This is a genomic window from Parasphingorhabdus sp. (genome assembly GCF_036963805.1).
Lineage (GTDB): Bacteria > Pseudomonadota > Alphaproteobacteria > Sphingomonadales > Sphingomonadaceae > Parasphingorhabdus.
In genome coordinates this window covers 917,802-935,912 of the sequence record NZ_JBALUN010000001.1, presented here as the reverse complement: position 1 = coordinate 935,912, position 18,111 = coordinate 917,802, and the positions used below count along the sequence as shown (strand labels likewise).

Here is an 18,111-nt window from a genome sequence, read left to right as displayed (position 1 = left end):
ATAATGATTACCTCTGTTTCAGGATACGCAAATGACCCGGACGTTCGATAAAACCACCTTGCCGAGCCGTCACGTAAGCGTCGGCCCGGAACGCGCGCCTCAGCGTAGCTATTATTATGCGATGGGCATGACTGAAGAAGATATTGCAAAGCCGTTTGTCGGTATCGCATCTGCCGGCAATGACAGTGCACCGTGCAACACGCTGCTCGATGCACAGGCAAATATTGCCCGCCAAGGCGTGATTGATGCAGGCGGAACCCCGCGCCGGTTCAACACCATAACGGTGACAGATGGTATTGCCATGGGCCATCAAGGCATGAAATCCTCTTTGGTGTCGCGTGAAGTTATAGCGGATTCGGTGGAATTGAGTGTGCGCGGCCATTGCTATGATGCCGTCATTGGATATGCGGGCTGTGACAAAAGTTTGCCCGGCATGATGATGGCGATGCTGCGGCTCAACGTTCCCTCCATTTTTGTCTATGGCGGCTCCATATTGCCCGGTCGCTTTCACGATCAAGATGTAACGGTTGTTGATGTTTTTGAAGCTGTTGGCCAACATAGCGCGGGCAACTGCCCGCTGCAGGAGTTGATTGAACTCGAAAAAGTCGCGTGTCCGGGACATGGTGCGTGTGGCGGACAATTTACGGCAAACACGATGGCCTGTGTGGCCGAGGCGATTGGATTATCACTTCCAAACAGCAATATGGCTCCAGCGCCTTATGAAAGTCGTGATGATATGGCTTTGGCGGCGGGGCGTCAGATCATGGAGCTTATTGGGCTCAACCTTCGTCCGCGCGATATTTGCACCAGAGATGCATTTGAAAACGCAGCGCGTGTTGTGGCGGCAACGGGCGGATCCACAAATGCGGCGCTTCACCTACCTGCTATGGCTAACGAAGCAGGCATTGATTTTGATTTGTTTGATGTTGCTGAAATTTTCAAATCGACGCCCTATCTCGCGGATTTAAAGCCGGGCGGGAAATATGTCGCTAGAGACATGCATGATGCAGGCGGCGTTTATATGCTCATGAAAACCATGATGGACAATGGCCTGCTGCACGGAGATTGTATCACGGTTACCGGTAAAACATTGGGTGAAAATATCGACGAAATTACCTGGAATAGCGATCAAAAGGTTATTTATGATGTGCAGCACGCGATCACAGCCACCGGCGGCGTAGTAGGCCTCAGAGGCTCGCTTGCTCCCGAAGGCGCCATTGTCAAAGTTGCAGGTATGGCCCGACTGCAATTCCGTGGGCCAGCACAGATATTTGAATGCGAAGAAGATGCTTTTTCTGCCGTTGAACAGCGCGGGATTAAAGAAGGTTCCGTGGTTGTCATTCGGAACGAAGGCCCGAAAGGCGGCCCCGGAATGCGAGAAATGCTGGCAACCACAGCGGCGCTCTATGGTCAGGGAATGGGCGAGAAAGTGGCGCTTATCACCGATGGCCGTTTTTCAGGGGCGACGCGCGGATTTTGCATTGGCCATGTCGGGCCGGAAGCTGTTGATGGTGGCCCGATTGGTTTGGTTGAAGAAGGTGATATCATCAATATCGACGCAGAGGCCGGCGTGATCGATCTTGAAGTTGATGATAAAATTCTGGAAGAGCGGCGTTCACGTTTCAAACCGCATGTGAATGACTATGGTTCAGGTGCATTATGGCGCTATGCGCAAAATGTTGGCCCTGCCTATCAGGGAGCCGTTACGCATCCCGGGGCGAAAGCAGAAAAGCATGTCTATGCGGATATTTAGCATCTGTGCGGCTTTGCTGCTGGTTACGGCTTGCGGAAAGCCGGATAACGACGTCTTGGCCGAAGCGGAGGATGCCGCCTCTGCTCAGGCAGCTGAGGACGGCAGAATAGAATGTGCGACCAATGGAGAGAGTAAATTTTCTATGGGTTGTCGGACCGAGAGATTGTCGGGCGAAAATGGCGTGACTTTGATTATAAGGCATTCCGATGGTGGCTTTCGCAGATTCAACATACTGACCGATGGCCGTGGTTTGGAAGCTGCTGATGGATCGGAAACTGCCAAAATTGAAATTGTTGATGACGGTAAAATTTTGGTAAGTGTCGGTTCCGATAAATATCGTATGCCAGCGCGGATGAAGACGCCCGATATGGTCGAAACAGCCATTCCAGCCGATGAACCCGCACCGCAAGCCGGGAATTAGGGGCGGCCATGCTCAATGACGGGCATATTCTTACCGTTGCGGAGATGCAGGCCGCCGAACAAAAGCTTATAGACAGCGGAATTTCCGTAATCGAATTGATGCACCGAGCCGGAACCGGTGCGGCCAATTATATTTGGCGATCTGCGCCCCATATGCCGACACTGATATTCTGTGGTCCGGGTAATAATGGCGGCGACGGATATGTGATCGCTCAGGCGCTTTTGGCGAGGGGCGCAAATGTCAAAGTAGCGGCCAGCGCGGAACCGGAAACCGAAGCCGCAAAAAATGCAAAATCCTTATGGCAGGGCGAGACCCTGGATTTGGTTGATGCGAAACCGGCAAATCAATTTGTTGATTGCCTGTTCGGAACAGGACTGACCAGAGCGGTTTCCGGCAATTTACTCGTCCAATTTCAACGGTTGGCGAATGGCGCAAAAAGACGGGTCGCAGTTGATCTACCGAGCGGGATTCAAACCGATACCGGCGCGATGCTGAACGCTGTATCGCTATATGATCTGACTATAGCTTTGGGTGCTTATAAACCCGCTCATTATCTTGCTCCCGCCTGCGCTATCATGGGGGAATTGGTGGGTGTTGATATTGGGATTAGTGCCGCGTCCGATATGCGTCTGATGGAACCCCCGATCATAGCGGTGCCGGCGAGCATCGATCATAAATATAGTCGCGGGTTAGTCGCTGTCATTGCCGGTAAAATGCCCGGTGCTGCAAAATTGACTGCCTTGGCAGCGCAGAATTCGGGTGCGGGATATGTGAAGATATTTGCCAAACCGGGGTTTGCTTCGCCAAATTGCAGTATCGTGACAGAGACCCATGATAATCTGGATCAGCTGCGAACTCAATTATCGGATGATAGAATAGGCGTAATTGTTGTCGGCCCCGGTTTTGGGCGTGATGCCGATGCTGCAAAGATACTGGATGTGGTGCTGGCTATTGAAAAGCCGGTGTTACTCGATGCGGATGCTCTCATTTTAATGGGTAAAGAATTGGTCAGCCGCCTAAAGGGCCGCGTATCGCCGGTGATCTTAACTCCCCATGCAGGGGAATTCGCAGCGATATCGGATAGAACCGGAGGGTCAAAAGCTCATCACACGGTAAAATTGGCCGCGGAAAGTGGCGCGGTCATACTCCATAAGGGGTGTGATAATGTAATTGCAGGCCCCGACGGAAATGTGATTCTGGCCGCCTCTGCGCCGAGTTGGTTGTCCACTGCTGGAACGGGCGACGTTCTGGCAGGAATTATCGCGGCGCGTTTTGCCGTTGAAAAAAATGCCTTTTTAGCAGCTAAACAAGGGCAATGGCTTCACGGTCGTGCGGCCAAATTGGCCGGGCCAGCTTTTTCGCCAGAGATACTGATTGATCATATCCCCAAAGCATTACAAGAGCGCCTATGAGCACTGACATTGATCCAAATATTATCTTGAGAGTGGCTGCGAAGGGCGATGGCGTCACCAGCGATGGCCGCCATGTGGCATTTTCTGCCCCGCTGGACCGGCTGAACGACGATGGAGGCCTGATCAAGGGGCCGCATCATGTCGAGCCCCCCTGCCAGCATTTCAAGGAATGTGGCGGCTGTAGCCTCCAGCAGTTGGATGAGGTGAGCTATCGCCAGTTTGTTATCGATCGTGTGGCCTATGCTTTGGAAGGGCAGGGTCTAAAGGCCGGAATATTGCATCCGCCGCAAATATCGACACCTAAAAGCCGGATTCGCGCGAGCCTTCGTGCGGCAATGGTTGGTAGTTCGTTTAAGCTTGGTTTTAGCGGTGCAGGCAGCCACCGGATTATCGATCTAAAGCAATGCGAGATTATGCGGCCTGAACTTTTTGCCGTCATCGCGCCATTGCGGGTATTCTTGAAATCTGTTGCACGCCGCAAGCATGACATGAATGTCGAGATGAGCCTGACGGATCAGGGCGTTGATCTTTGTATAAAAAATTATGAGCCCGAAAATCTTGAACAGCGCGAGGGACTTACCAGCTTTGCTAAGGCTAATGGTCTGGCTCGGCTGTCGGTCGATAACGGGTATGGCCCCGAAACCCAATGGGAGCCAGAGCCGGTTACGGTGACATTTGACGGTTTAGCAGTAGCGCTGCCGCATAATAGTTTCTTGCAGCCGACGCGAGACGGTCAAGCTGCATTGGTCGCGGCGATGCTAGAGGCTGTTGGTGACGCTAAATTGGTGGCGGACTTATTTGCCGGGCTTGGCACCTTCACTTTTGCTCTTGGAGAAGGTCGTAAGGTCTATGCTGCAGAAGGCTCTCGTGATGCAATTGGCGTATTGAAAATGACGGCCAACCAATCTGGCCGTCAGATTTTTACCGAACATCGGGACCTGTTTCGGCGGCCGTTAAGTCCCGAGGAGCTCAACCGATTCCACGCGGTCATACTGGACCCACCTCGAGCCGGTGCGCGCGATCAGGTCGCTCAAATCGCTCAGTCCAATGTGCCTAAAGTCTGCTATATCAGCTGTAATCCGGCAAGCTTTGCCCGTGATGCAAAGCAGCTATGCGATGCCGGGTATAAACTCGATGCACTTTGGCCCGTCGGGCAGTTTCTTTGGTCCACCCACGTAGAATTGGTCTCTAGCTTTTCAAAAACCTAGCGGACAGTGTGGTTTAGTGGAAAACCGCAATTGCTGCATGAATGGTCAAAGCGATGATACACAGGCTGGACAGTGCGAATACCATGAAACGAGCCATGACCTTGTTAACGGTCGCTTGGATCAAGCTGTGCAACACACGCAAGCCAACATATATCCACGCAATGGTAAGGTTTAAGCCTTCGCCTTGTCCGACGAGAGCGAGCACGAAACATATCGCGTAAAATAATGTCGGTTCGGTGAGCAGGTGGTTGTAATTATGCGCTTTCCATTGCACTTCCGGTGGCAATAACCCATCCAATCCACTGGCCGTCGACGTTCTACTAAGTGCGTCAGTGTCAATCTTGGCTTTGTTCATGGCGGGAATGCGTGTGACATACATCCATAGCCACATCAGCATGGTCCACATGATAAGCGCCACGACAGGCTGCAATATAGGACTATTTTCCATTGTTATTTCCCCAAAATGATCAAATAAAGGTGCTAAAAAACGCGTTGATCGCCATAACTAGCAAACATAATGTAGATGCCAAAAACAGCATGAAACGGACGTTCACCAGATTGATGGTCGATTGCCAGATGCTGTGCGCGATTCTCAGCAGCACATAAGCCCATGCCAGCCAAAGATTGAGGCCCGTTCCGCTTCCCGCCAGAGCTAAAATGATGACGGTTGCGTAGAATAACGTGGGCTGTTCCATCAAATGGGTATAATTATGGGACTTCCATGCGACCTTGTCAGGCAAGTTCGGATCAATATCCGGACCGCGCCCTCCGGGTTTTGCCGTAATGTCTATTCCCAATTTCTTGGCAGCGGGAAGCCGTGTTCCCGCCATCCAGAACAGCATGATGAGGGACCAGATCACCAGCAGAGCCGCTGGTGCCAAAATTGCATTATCCATTATATCCTCCCCAAGATTTTGAGGAAACTGCGTCACATATTGTAAATTGTCAATTGCAACTTAATGGCACCGTTATGCGGTTGGGAAAGATACCACATTTTCCCGATCATTACGGTCGAGATTTTCACCGACATAAATGCTGGCCATGGGTTCATCGGCAACATCATGATCGTCAAGCGATCCGTAGCCGTTAAACTTTGTCCGCATCGCCGAACCATAAGCACCGAGCATACCTATCTCGATATAGTCGCCCACTTTGATACTGTCCGGCAGCACAAATGGCCCAGCCATATGGTCCATATCGTCACAGGTTGGGCCATAGAAGCTATATTCGGTTGTGGCTGGCTCAGCGGTTCCGGAGCCAAGTAGCTTCACCGGAAAACGCCAGCCAATATGCGCAGCATCGAACAAAGTGCCATAGGCACCGTCGTTAATATAAAGTTCGTTGCCACGGCGCTGTTCAACTTTCACAATCAGCGAGTTATATTCAGCTGACAACGCCCGGCCTGGCTCGCACCATAGTTCTGCGGAATAGCTGATCGGCAAATCTTCAAAGGTCCGGTCAATCGCGCTGAAATAATGATTGAGCGACGGCGGTGCCATGTCCGGATAGATGGACGGAAAACCGCCCCCTACATTGATAATATCGACCGTTACCGATGCCTCGACAATCGCCGTTCGGACCCGTTCGAGAGCATGAACATAGGCAAGCGGCGTCATCGCCTGACTGCCGACATGGAAACAAATGCCCAATTCGTCGGCTGCCTGACGTGCACGCTGCAAAAGCTGCGCGGAGTCGTCGACGCAAATGCCGAATTTAGATGCTAGGCTAATCTGCGCAAATTCAGATGCAACCTTGATCCGGACGCACAGCGTCAGGTCTTCGGCATTATTGGTTGCGCGCTCAATCTTCTCAAGCTCTTCGATGCTATCGAGCGAGAATACGCGAACGCCGTGTTGATGATAGGCTTCCCGAATGACAGTTTCCGATTTGATCGGATGCATGAAACAAATCACTGCTTCTGGCAGGTTGCTGCGCACAAGACGGACTTCATCAATTGACGCGACGTCAAAATGGGTCACACCCTCGCTATACAGCAATTGCAAAAGTGCAGGTGAAGGATTGGCCTTCACTGCATAGAGCGATTTACCGGGAAACTGTTCAACAAAATAACGCGCAGCGCGCCGTGCAGCGTGCGGGCGGTTCAGTAAAACTGGAATATCTGGGCTAAGAGCCTTCGTCAGCTCCTGCGCATCATGGAAATTGTGCAACTCAAGGGACCCCCTAAATATTAAGATCGATTGAGCTGCCTTGCGGTTTCGCCGAAATGAATCGGGGCCGGCCATGGGGCAGCAAGGCGCGGCTATATTGCCGACTTGCTATCGTGTAAAGACCATATCCGACAAAATACGAATTGATATGGGAAAGTTTAGAAAAAAACGGAGGTTTTGATCGGTTTTAGCTGAGGCGATTTCTAAAATCAGTCCAATCGAAAGATTTGATGCAATGCAAATCATCCGTTTCGCTATTCCAACGCCAAATAGAGGGTAGCGGCACACCGTTAAAACTATTAGTTTTTACCATAGAATAATGGGCTTGATCGAGAAATGCGATGCGCTGCCCGATATGGGCCGGTTCCGGCAAGCGATAGTCGCCGATAATATCGCCTGCGAGACAGCTTGGTCCGCCAAGACGGACGGGATCACCGCTGCTTCGTTCACCCAGCATGGCGGGTCGGTAGGGTGCTTCAATGACGTCAGGCATATGGCAGGTAGCTGATATATCGGTGATACCGATCGCCATGCCATTCTCAAATATATCCAATATTTCGCCAACCAATATGCCCGCGTCGAGCGCAACCGCTTCGCCCGGTTCCAGATAGATATCGCATCCCGATTTAGCTTTGAGTTCGCGCAGGAATCCGACCAGTGCCTCGCGATCATAATCATCGCGTGTAATATGATGGCCACCGCCCAGATTGATCCATTTCAGTTGGTTATAATATGGTGCGATCAGTGGCTCGACCTTGCCCCATGTCTGTTCAAGCGCGTCAAAACCTTGTTCGCATAGATTGTGAAAATGGATTCCTGAAATATCACTAAAATGCTCAGGCTTTAATTGCGAAATCGGAAAGCCTAACCGGCTATGTGGCTGACTAGGGTCATATTTCGGCGTTTCACCCAATGCAATTTCTGGGTTTAACCGCAAGCCGATATCACACGTGCTCAAGTCGACCATTCCATCGGTATGGCTCTTCCATCTCTCGATTTGGTCCGGATTATTGAACGTGACATGATCCGATAGAGCCGTAATTTCCTTCAGATCGTCGACTTTATAGGCCGGTGAATAAGTGCTGATGGAACCGTCAAAATATTCATGTGCGAGTCTCGCTTCCCAAAGACCCGATGCACAACATCCATCCAGATATTGATTGATAAGCGGGGCCAGCGACCACATTGAGAATGCTTTGAGCGCTAGCAAGATCTTTGCGCCTGATCGCGCTTTAACGTCCGCCAGAATTTCAAGGTTCCGGCGAATTGCTAACTCATCCACTACGAAAGCGGGCGAGGGCACACGTGTTAAATCAAAATGCGCAAACGCGCCGGGATCGCCTGCTTTGGTTTCCATCCTAAAATGCCAGCGGGGCTTCCAATTCTTCTAATGTCCAAGGAAGGCCGTGTTGGTTGAGCATATCCATGAAGGGGTCCGGGTCGAACTCCTCGATGTTGAACACGCCTTTGCCCGCCCATTGGCCCGACAGCATCAATGCTGCGCCGATCATTGCGGGCACACCAGTTGTATAGCTCACACCCTGATTACCGGTTTCTTCAAACGCGGCTTCGTGGCTGCAGATATTTTTGACATAGAGTGTTTTTTGAACGCCGTCTTTTTCTCCGGTCGCAATGACACCAATATTGGTGTTGCCTTTTGTCGTTTCGCCGAGGCTGGAAGGTTCGGGCAATACGGATTTCAGGAATTGGAGCGGAATGATTTCGCGGCCTTCATACATTACCGGATCAATACGGGTCATGCCGACATTTTGCAGCACTTCGAGATGGGTAAGATAGGCATCGCCAAAGGTCATCCAGAAACGGATGCGCTGGATTTCTGGAATATGGGTTCTGAGCGATTCAATTTCCTCATGATACATCAGATACATATTTTTTGGCCCGACAGCCTCAAAATCAAATTCCTGTTTTTGAGTGAGTGGCGGTCCCTCCACCCAGTCACCATTTTCCCAGTGACGCGAATTGGCTGTAACTTCGCGGATATTAATCTCGGGATTGAAATTGGTCGCAAAATGCTGCCCATGATCGCCGCCGTTGCAATCCAATATATCGAGCGTGTCGATCCGGTCGAAATGATGTTTCTTGAGCCAACAAGTGAAGACACTGGTAACGCCGGGATCAAAACCGGATCCGAGCAGTGCCATTATTCCGGCTGTTTTAAAGCGATCCTGATAATCCCATTGCCATTTATATTCGAATTTTGCTTCGTCGCGCGGTTCATAATTGGCGGTGTCTAGATAGTCGGTCTGGGTCGCCAGACAGGCATCCATAATGGGCAAATCTTGGTAGGGCAGGGCCAGATTTACGACGAGCTTTGGCCGAACCTTTTCAATCAGTGCTGTCATTGCTGGCACGTTATCCGCATCAATTTCATCTGTCGCAATTAATATACCGGTACGCTGTTTAACAGATTCGGCAATGGCTGCGCATTTTGAAATGGTCCGACTGGCTAATATGATTTCGGAAAATGGTCCAGTTTTGGCAGCTATCATCTGTGCCATTTTGTGGACTGCCACAGAACTGACGCCGCCTGCGCCGATTACCAAAACTTTACTCATAATGCTCACTCATTTCACTAGATTGATATTTTTACCGCATATAGAAGGACCGTATGACAGAGCAATTACTTTTGAACCCTGCACGAAAACCCACTTTAGAGGGCGTTATACGGGCGGCTGAAAAAATAGCCAACATCCTTCCACCCACTCCTTTATTGCCATTAACGGTCGATGGGCAAACAATCTGGTGTAAAGCGGAATGCCTTCAACCCATCGGAGCCTTTAAAATACGTGGCGGATGGCACCGGCTCACTGATCTTAACGATGATCAACGCACGCGCGGCGTGGTGGCCTTTTCCAGCGGTAATCATGCGCAGGGCGTGGCTTGGGCCGCAAAGCGGTTGGGCATCAAGGCCATAATAGTCATGCCAGAGGATGCGCCGGCCGCAAAGCTTGAAAATACTGCAAAACTAGGCGCAGAAATTATCACTTATGATCGAATGGCGGATTCGCGGGAGAATATTGCGGCAGAAATAGCTGCAAAAAACGGTGCGGTCGTGGTCCCCAGTTTTGATGACCCGTGGATCGTTGAGGGCCAGGGTAGCGCTGGCATTGAAATCCGCGAGCAAATGATTGCGCAAACCGGCTCACAACCCGATCATCTGGTTATTTGTTGCGGCGGAGGCGGATTATCTGCCGGCATCTCCTTGGCTAACCCAGAGGCGAATATTACCATTGCGGAGCCGGAAGGATGGGATGATATGACGCGATCGCTGAAAGGAGGCTCTATCGTTCCTGTTCAGGACAACCCGCCGGCAACGGAATGTGATGCATTGCAGACGCTGATCGTTTCCCCGCTGACCTTCGATATATTAAAGGCGCGAAAGGCGCGGGGTGTCGCTGTTACTCAAGGCGAGGTCCATCTTGCGATGCGTGTTGCCTTTGAACAATTGCGTCTTGTTGTGGAACCGGGCGGCGCAGTGGCGCTCGCGGCGATATTGGCTGGAAAAGCAGATATTACGGAAAAAACGGTTATAACAATTTCAGGCGGAAACGTTGATCCTAAACGTTTTGCCAAAATCATTGGTGCTTAAAATCCTGCTAAGCTGAGCCTTTTCAGGCTGCTAGCTGCAATTCCATCCGGCTCCAGATTTCTACCAAAGCTTTGGTGAGTTCTGCCATCATTTCCTCTGTATGGACCGGCCCAGGAGTAAAGCGCAACCGCTCCAAACCGCGCGGAACCGTGGGATAATTAATGGGCTGAACATAGACGCCATATTCCGCCAGTAGAACATCGCTAATTTTCTTGGCTTTAATCGGGTCACCGACAAGCAGTGGTACGATATGGGTTGTAGAACCCATGACAGGAAGGCCGGCTTCGGCAAACATGTCTTTCAATGTTTGCGCTGCTGCCTGTTGACCTTCACGCTCTTTGCGCGATTTCTTTAAATGGCGGACACTGGCCAACGCACCGGCTACGAGAACCGGCGACAGGCTAGTGGTGAAGATAAATCCCGGAGCATAGGAGCGGATCACATCGACGATTTTCTGTTCAGCAGTAATATAACCGCCCATAACGCCGACGGCTTTAGCCAATGTGCCTTCAATAATCGTAATCCGGTTTGCAGCCCCATCGCGTTCGGATATTCCGCCGCCGCGTTCGCCATACATGCCAACCGCATGCACTTCGTCGCAATAGGTCAGCGCATTATATTTGTCCGCAAGGTCACAGATTGCATGTAGCGGCGCCACATCGCCGTCCATAGAATATATGCTTTCAAACGCGATTAATTTGGGAACTTCGCTATCTTCGGCAGCCAGAAGTTCTTCTAGATGTTCCAGATCATTGTGACGAAACACTCGTTTTTCGCAGCCGCTATTTTTAATTCCGGCGATCATCGATGCGTGGTTTAATTCGTCCGAAAATATGACACAACCCGGCAGGATTTTTGTCAGCGTGGATAGCGTCGCTTCATTCGAAACATAGCCCGATGTGAACAGCAATGCTCCAGATTTACCGTGCAAATCCGCCAATTCGTTTTCAAGTTCAATATGATAATGCGTATTGCCGCCAATATTGCGGGTGCCGCCGGAGCCAGCACCTACATCATGCAATGCCTCTTCCATCGCTGCGATCACATCAGGATGCTGTCCCATTGCGAGATAGTCATTAGAGCACCAGACAGTTACCGGCTTTGGCCCATTATGGTGCGCGAAGCAGCGGGCATTGGGAAATGAACCCTTATTCCGCAATATGTCTATAAAGACCCTATAGCGGCCTTCGCTATGTAGGCGGTCAATCGCTTGCGAAAAAATTTTATCGTAGTCCACTTTACACCATTCCCTGTGTCAATTTCTTACCCAGTTTTGCCCTCTGGCACGCCCATTAGCGCCATTTATCCAATATTTCCAGCGAGAACCATTCGCAATAAGCCTTCGGGTTAAAGCTTTTCCAATTTTGTTAGCCCGAATTCCGCTAAAGCCTGCCGATAAGGCGTGAGTTGAGCGAGTGGACCACTTGTCACAAATATTCCGTTTTCAGGCATTTCTGGCCAGATAGTTCCGCTGGTGAGATATGCAATTCGTCTTGCAATACCTTGTGATCCATCAATAAATTTTATGTCTCTGGTAAAGGATTTCTGCAACTCATCTTGCAGCAATGGAAAATGGGTACATGCCAGAATGACGGTATCGATATCTTGCCCGTTTTCTTGGCTGGTTAACCCGGCCACGGCGTTATCGATGATGTGCTGATCGACGATTTCACCCCGCAATTTGGCTTCTGCGGCATGAACCAAATCCGGCGCACCAAAGCGGATAAGCGTTTTGTCGGCCGCAAATTCAGCCGCCAAACGGTCAACATAAGGCTGTCGGATTGTCGCGCGCGTGCCTAGTAAACCAATGACACCTGTTTCGGTTAACAGGCTCGCCGGTTTAACGGCGGGCACCGTTCCGACGACGGGTATGTCCAATACGGATCGCACGACATCAAGCGCGATAGTGGATGCAGTATTGCAAGCGATCGTCACCAATTGCGGCTTATAGCGTTCGACAAGGCGACCCAAAAGCAAGGGAATACGGGTAGAAAGCTCTGCATCGGATTTCATACCATAAGGCATTCCTGAATAATCAGCAGCATAAACAATCGGGGCATTGGGAACCAATTTCTGAGCCTCGCGTAATATAGATAGGCCGCCAACACCTGTATCAAAGAATAAGAGTGGGCCAGTATTTTCTTCGTGGTTGGCTGTCATCACATCTCCTCTTATACACTGTAAACAGCGATCATTGACCACTTTGGACGATGTTTCCGTCCGTCCGCTCTGACTAGTTTTTACAACGCAAAAGCCTTGCTCAAACGCTTTCTTACAGATAGCTCCCGGAAATCAAAGGGGATTTGGTAATATGCAATCCATGTGGGTTGAACCTATTTTGGCTGTACTCTCTGGCTATTTGCTGGGATCGATACCTTTTGGCCTGTTATTAACCCGGTTATCAGGCGGCGGTGATCTCCGTAAAATCGGTTCCGGAAATATTGGCGCAACCAACGTGCTTCGCACTGGAAATAAAGCGATAGCTGCACTGACACTGCTGTTGGATGTCGGCAAGGGAGCTTTAGCCATCTTTCTCGCCTCGACTTTTTCTGATGGATTGGGCGTATTGGCGGGATTGGGCGCATTTCTGGGGCATCTTTATCCAATTTGGCTGAAATTCGCCGGTGGAAAAGGGGTTGCAACTCTGTTGGGCATAGTGACCGCCTTGGACCCCGTTTTGGGAATGGTTTTCGCGGTCACATGGCTGGCCGCACTTGCAATCTTACGATATTCATCGGTTAGCGGAATGTTGGCCGCTATCTCCGTTCCAATAACGGCAGTAATTATTGGCCAATATTCATGGACCCCGATGTTTATAGGGTTTGCGTTACTTGTAATATGGAAGCATCGCGCTAATATCGAACGACTAATGGCTGGTGAAGAACCGAAAGTAGGCGCTTCCTAAATCCCCTGATCCTATCGACGGTACGGCAGTATGAATGAAGATTTTGACCGGCTGAGGTTAATTCGATCCGCGAATATAGGCCCCGTGAGCTATGTTCAGCTCATTCGGCGCTACGGTTCTGCCTCCAAAGCTTTGGAAATACTCCCCGAACTGGCCGCAAGAGGCGGTGGTAAAGCGCCGCGCATATCAGATCAAGGCGCGATTGAGCGGGAGATGCACGATGTGCAAAAGCTTGGCGCGCATTATCTTTTTCTCGAAGATACCTACTATCCGCACCTGCTAACCGAACTGAGTAATCCACCGCCGGCATTAATCTACCGCGGGAATATCTCTTTGCTCAGCCATCCAGCAATTGCTCTTGTTGGCGCACGAAACGCCTCTGCAGCGGCTTGCCGGTTTGCCAGGGATTTAGCGCATTCCCTTATGGATGCGGGTATATCGGTTGTTTCGGGTTTGGCGAGGGGAATAGATACTGCCGCTCATCAAGGCTCGATCAATAGATCTGCCATTGCTGTTATCGCCGGGGGGATCGATATTAGCTACCCACCCGAAAATGCCAGTCTGCAGGAGCAAATCGCTCGCGACGGATTGCTTTTGGCCGAACAGCCGCCCGGGACAGAGCCGAAGGCGCGCCATTTCCCCTATCGGAATCGGATTATAGCGGGTCTGACCCAAGGTACTGTAGTAGTAGAAGCCGCGCCAAAATCTGGATCATTGATCACTGCTCGATTGGCAAATGAGGCCGGACGACATGTCATGGCTGTACCGGGGTCTCCGCTTGATCCGCGCTCAAAGGGATGCAATGGACTGATCCGCGAAGGCGCCATATTGATTCAGTCTGCAGAAGACGTTCTCGAACTTATCCGCCATTTCGACGATCATGCTGCAGGGGCAGATATTCCCAAAGATTTGTTCGAAAGGGAGCATCACCAATCGAAGCTTCGGGAAACATCCTCAGAGGATGTTGATGAGGCCGCTAGGAAGGCACTTACCGGTTTGCTGAGTATGACACCTGTATCGGTTGATGAGCTTTTGCGGCAATCGGGCCTGTGCGCTGCTTCGGTGCAAATGATCCTGTTAGAACTGGAACTTGCCGGTCGTTTATCCCGCCATGCCGGAGCAAGGGTAAGTTTGATCGGTTGAAATCCTTTAAAATTAAGCTAAACGGCAGTTTCGTCGATCAAGCGCTTGACGAACGACCACCCTTTGTCACAGCCTCGCGCGTATACGTGAGACAAATGAAAATCGGAAAATATGCAATTAGTAATCGTTGAGTCACCCGCTAAAGCGAAAACAATCGAAAAATATCTGGGATCGGATTTCAAGGTATTGGCTTCTTATGGCCATATCCGAGATTTGCCGCCGAAAGATGGATCGGTTGATCCCGACGATGGTTTCGCCATGCTATGGCAGCCTTATGCGGACAAAACCAAACAACTAAAGGCTATTACAGACCTGTCCAAAAAAGCCACGCGTCTCATCCTCGCGACCGACCCTGACCGGGAAGGCGAAGCGATTAGTTGGCACGTGCAGGAAGTATTGCGGTTGAAGAAAGCGCTGCCTGAAAAGGTCGACCGGGTAACCTTTAATGCGATTACCAAGGCAGCGGTTACAGAGGCTATGGGACGTCCACGCGCCTTGGACGACGATTTGATCGATGCCTATCGCGCGCGCCGCGCCTTGGATTATTTGGTTGGCTTTACGCTTTCACCGGTATTGTGGCGCAAATTACCGGGCGCGAAATCAGCGGGCCGTGTTCAGTCTGTTTCCTTGCGGCTGATTGTCGAACGCGAGCGCGAAATTGAAGCGTTTAAGCCACAGGAATATTGGTCAGTCTCAGTTCAGATGGAGCAGGACGGACAGGGGTTTGAGGCGCGTTTGACCATTCATCAGGGCAAAAAGCTCGGAAAAATGGATCTAACCAATGAGGCTGAAGCCACAGTTGCTAAAACCGCGGTTGAAAATGGCCTTTTCACAATTGAGGCTGTCGAGACCAAACCGCTAACCCGGAATCCACCACCGCCATTCACAACATCAACCTTGCAACAGGAAGCAGCCCGAAAACTAGGCTATTCCGCCAGTCATACGATGCGAATCGCCCAGCAACTTTATGAAGATGGCGCGATTACTTATATGCGTACCGATGGCGTACAAATGGATGGAAGCGCTATTTCTGCAGCGCGTAAGGCGATCGCTGACCGTTATGATGCGAGCTATGTTCCTGATAGTCCGCGGATATATAAAACCAAAGCCAAGAATGCCCAAGAAGCGCATGAAGCAATCCGACCGACCAGCTTTACTAAGGATAAAGTCGGCAGCGGCGATCATTCCAAATTATACAGCCTGATCCTGAAACGCGCCATGGCTAGTCAAATGGCATCCGCCCGTTTGGAGCGTACCACGATTGAAATGCGTGATGGGACGGGCCAGACTGGCCTTCGCGCTACTGGTCAAGTGGTGAAGTTCCCAGGCTTTCTAGCGCTATATGAAGAAGGTCGTGACGATAGCAGCGATGAAGATGGCGGCCTGCTGCCAGCCATGTCGAAAGGCGATAGTCCTGCGAAAAAATCGGTCGAAGCCAACCAGCATTTTACACAGCCGCCGCCGCGTTACAGCGAAGCAAGTCTGGTCAAGAAAATGGAAGAGCTCGGCATTGGCCGCCCTTCGACTTATGCTTCTATTATCAAGACATTGAAAGATCGGGCCTATGTCCGCACGGAAAGCAATCGGTTCTTTGCTGAAGAAAGTGGGCGATTGTTAACCGGTTTTCTGGAAAGATTTTTTGAACGCTACGTCGCCTATGACTATACAGCGGGTCTTGAGGATGAGCTGGATGAAGTAAGCGGTGGCCGTGCGGAATGGCAGAAGGTGCTCGAAGCCTTTTGGCATGACTTCAAACCGAAAACGGCTGAAGTTATGGAAAAGCTGCCGTCCGAAGTAACGGCAGAGCTGGACAAGTTTCTTGAGCCATATCTTTTCCCTGAAAAAGAAGATGGAACTGATCCTCGGCTGTGTCCGCGATGTAGTGAAGGCAAGCTTGCCCTGCGCGGCGGCCGTTTTGGAGCCTTTGTTGCTTGTTCTAACTATCCAGAATGCAAGTTCACGCGGCGTTTTGCGCAAGGTGGCGGAGCCAATGCCGATGCGGATGAAGGTCCGGAGGACTTGGGTATCGATCCAGATACCGAAGAAAAAATTACTAAAATGGTTGGACGTTTCGGTCCTTATGTCCAACGCGGCGAAGGGAAAGAAGCCAAACGTTCATCCATCCCCAAAGATGTTCCACAGGAAGAATTTGGCTTGGAATGGGCATTAAAACTACTCTCCCTGCCACGCGAAGTCGGCATACATCCGGAATCGGGTAAGGAAGTAAATGCGCTAATTGGCCGCTATGGCCCATATTTGAGCCACGACGGAAAATCGACCAGCCTCGAGAACACAATGGAAGTGTTTGAAATTGGGATGAACGCGGCCGTGGCTAAGCTGGCCGACGCCGCAAAAAATCCCAAAGGTGGGCGCGGCGCGAAGATGGAGCCTTTGAAGATCATGGGCATGCATCCGCGTACCGAAGTCGAGATCAAGCTCATGGATGGTCGCTATGGTCCTTATGTGACCGACGGTACTACCAACGCATCACTACCAAAGACGGTTGATAAAGATCAGCTGACATTGGAAGAAGCTGCGCAGTTGATTGATGACCGGGCAGCCAAGGGTCCAGCGAAGAAGCGCAAGAAAAAGGTGGCTCCAAAGAAGGCTGCTCCAAAAAAGAAGCCGGCAGCTAAGAAAAAACCGGCAGCGAAAAAGAAGCCAGCGGCAAAGAAAGTACCGGCTGAACCCGAAGCGGAATGAATATACTCTCGTCAACTTCTGACGAGAGCTTTCCTCATTTAATAGGTTTCTGTCGATGCTAGTGCTAGTTTGGTCACCGCGACATTGCGAGAAACCAAATCGCGATACCAAGCAACATTATCGCGAAGAATCTTCGCACGAAACGCTTTCGGGGTTCACTGGAAACTAGGCTGTTTGCCTGGCCAGCAAGCATGACAATGATAAGATGGATCAATGTTGCCACGGCCACATATAATATCGTTAGGGTCATCGCTTGTGGCAAGACTGGTAAATCGGGAGTAGTAAATCCGGGTAAGACGGCGACAAAGAACAGGCCTGCTTTTGGGTTAAGTAAATTTGTTATCAAACCCCGGCGGAATAATTGCCCATTGGAATGATTGGTTGTGACCTTGCTGGGGGATACCTCATTGGCGCTAATCCACGCCTCGGCTGCGAGCCACACAAGATAAAGCGCGCCCGCCCATCGTAAAAATTGAAACAAGAATGGTGATGCTGAAATTAGCGCGGCTAGGCCTAGCACCGCGCCAAAACCGATGATGGTCAATCCAAGAGCGATGCCCGCTGTCATCGCAATTCCAGATTTTCGTCCTTCAATGGCGCTTACCATTATTAAAAATGCCATGTTAGGACCAGGCGTAAGCTCGATGAGAAAAGCAGTTAACAGGAAGGCGGGAAGGGCAGATGCGATCATTTTGAAGTTATATACCTGAAGTAACAGCAAGAAAACTCTGTATTTCTAGCTAGTCCTGAAGATCAGTCCCGCAAAGTTCGGTGAAGGACGGCAAAAT

Annotated in this window: 16 protein-coding genes; 8 read left to right on the top strand and 8 right to left on the bottom strand. The window is 50.7% G+C overall.

Features of this window, described 5'->3' with window-relative positions; translation table 11 throughout:
• Window positions 1-31 precede the first annotated feature (31 nt).
• Genes ilvD through V7676_RS04380 form a run of 4 tightly spaced genes read left to right on the top strand, consistent with a single transcriptional unit; the run spans window position 32 to window position 4,794 of the window.
• Complete coding sequence (ilvD, locus tag V7676_RS04395) at window positions 32-1,753, top strand: dihydroxy-acid dehydratase (protein WP_335658432.1); 1,722 nt, start codon at window positions 32-34, stop codon at window positions 1,751-1,753.
• Window positions 1,734-2,174: a hypothetical protein gene (locus V7676_RS04390; protein WP_335658431.1), complete on the top strand. Its 441-nt coding sequence runs from the start codon at window positions 1,734-1,736 to the stop codon at window positions 2,172-2,174. The genes ilvD and V7676_RS04390 overlap by 20 nt, the downstream gene beginning before the upstream one ends.
• An 8-nt stretch (window positions 2,175-2,182) precedes the next feature.
• The gene (locus tag V7676_RS04385) at window positions 2,183-3,586 is read left to right on the top strand and encodes an NAD(P)H-hydrate dehydratase (RefSeq protein WP_335658430.1); all 1,404 of its coding nucleotides are present in this window, start codon (window positions 2,183-2,185) and stop codon (window positions 3,584-3,586) included.
• Entirely contained in the window at window positions 3,583-4,794 is a 1,212-nt protein-coding gene (locus V7676_RS04380) for a class I SAM-dependent RNA methyltransferase (protein ID WP_335658429.1), read from the top strand. The genes V7676_RS04385 and V7676_RS04380 overlap by 4 nt, the downstream gene beginning before the upstream one ends.
• A gap of 13 nt (window positions 4,795-4,807) precedes the next feature.
• Here V7676_RS04380 and V7676_RS04375 read toward each other — a convergent pair whose 3' ends face one another.
• The 5 genes from V7676_RS04375 to V7676_RS04355 form a co-directional block, all read right to left on the bottom strand.
• Window positions 4,808-5,242: an MAPEG family protein gene (locus V7676_RS04375; RefSeq protein ID WP_335658428.1), complete on the bottom strand. Its 435-nt coding sequence runs from the start codon at window positions 5,240-5,242 to the stop codon at window positions 4,808-4,810.
• A gap of 19 nt (window positions 5,243-5,261) precedes the next feature.
• Entirely contained in the window at window positions 5,262-5,690 is a 429-nt protein-coding gene (locus V7676_RS04370) for an MAPEG family protein (protein ID WP_335658427.1), read from the bottom strand.
• A 72-nt stretch (window positions 5,691-5,762) separates the two neighbouring features.
• Window positions 5,763-6,962: a type III PLP-dependent enzyme gene (locus V7676_RS04365; protein ID WP_335658426.1), complete on the bottom strand. Its 1,200-nt coding sequence runs from the start codon at window positions 6,960-6,962 to the stop codon at window positions 5,763-5,765.
• A gap of 187 nt (window positions 6,963-7,149) precedes the next feature.
• Window positions 7,150-8,319, bottom strand: coding sequence for a carboxynorspermidine decarboxylase (locus tag V7676_RS04360; RefSeq protein WP_335658425.1), 1,170 nt, complete (start codon window positions 8,317-8,319; stop codon window positions 7,150-7,152).
• A gap of 1 nt (window position 8,320) precedes the next feature.
• Window positions 8,321-9,538: a saccharopine dehydrogenase family protein gene (locus V7676_RS04355; RefSeq protein WP_335658424.1), complete on the bottom strand. Its 1,218-nt coding sequence runs from the start codon at window positions 9,536-9,538 to the stop codon at window positions 8,321-8,323.
• 53 nt (window positions 9,539-9,591) lie between these two features.
• On the opposite strand from V7676_RS04355, the gene V7676_RS04350 reads away from it, so the two are divergent.
• A complete protein-coding gene (locus tag V7676_RS04350) occupies window positions 9,592-10,572 on the top strand; it encodes a threonine ammonia-lyase (protein WP_335658423.1) in 981 nt (326 codons plus the stop codon).
• 22 nt (window positions 10,573-10,594) lie between these two features.
• Here the strand turns inward: V7676_RS04350 and hemA are convergent, their stop codons facing one another.
• Together hemA and murI are read right to left on the bottom strand one after the other, a co-directional pair.
• Window positions 10,595-11,809, bottom strand: coding sequence for a 5-aminolevulinate synthase (gene hemA, locus V7676_RS04345; protein ID WP_335658422.1), 1,215 nt, complete (start codon window positions 11,807-11,809; stop codon window positions 10,595-10,597).
• A 110-nt stretch (window positions 11,810-11,919) separates the two neighbouring features.
• Window positions 11,920-12,732, bottom strand: coding sequence for a glutamate racemase (gene murI, locus V7676_RS04340; RefSeq protein ID WP_335658421.1), 813 nt, complete (start codon window positions 12,730-12,732; stop codon window positions 11,920-11,922).
• 151 nt (window positions 12,733-12,883) lie between these two features.
• Between murI and plsY the strand changes: the two genes are divergently transcribed.
• The 3 genes from plsY (at window position 12,884) to topA (ending at window position 17,323) form a co-directional block, all read left to right on the top strand.
• Window positions 12,884-13,477, top strand: coding sequence for a glycerol-3-phosphate 1-O-acyltransferase PlsY (gene plsY, locus V7676_RS04335; protein ID WP_335658420.1), 594 nt, complete (start codon window positions 12,884-12,886; stop codon window positions 13,475-13,477).
• A 30-nt stretch (window positions 13,478-13,507) separates the two neighbouring features.
• On the top strand, window positions 13,508-14,620 hold the full coding sequence (dprA, locus tag V7676_RS04330; RefSeq protein WP_335658419.1) for a DNA-processing protein DprA: 1,113 nt from the start codon (window positions 13,508-13,510) through the stop codon (window positions 14,618-14,620).
• Between the two features lie 111 nt (window positions 14,621-14,731).
• Window positions 14,732-17,323, top strand: a complete 2,592-nt coding sequence (gene topA, locus V7676_RS04325) for a type I DNA topoisomerase (protein ID WP_335658418.1) — start codon at window positions 14,732-14,734, stop codon at window positions 17,321-17,323.
• 73 nt (window positions 17,324-17,396) lie between these two features.
• On the opposite strand, the gene V7676_RS04320 is transcribed toward topA, so the two are convergent.
• Window positions 17,397-18,014, bottom strand: a complete 618-nt coding sequence (locus V7676_RS04320) for a LysE family translocator (protein ID WP_335658417.1) — start codon at window positions 18,012-18,014, stop codon at window positions 17,397-17,399.
• Window positions 18,015-18,111 lie beyond the last annotated feature (97 nt).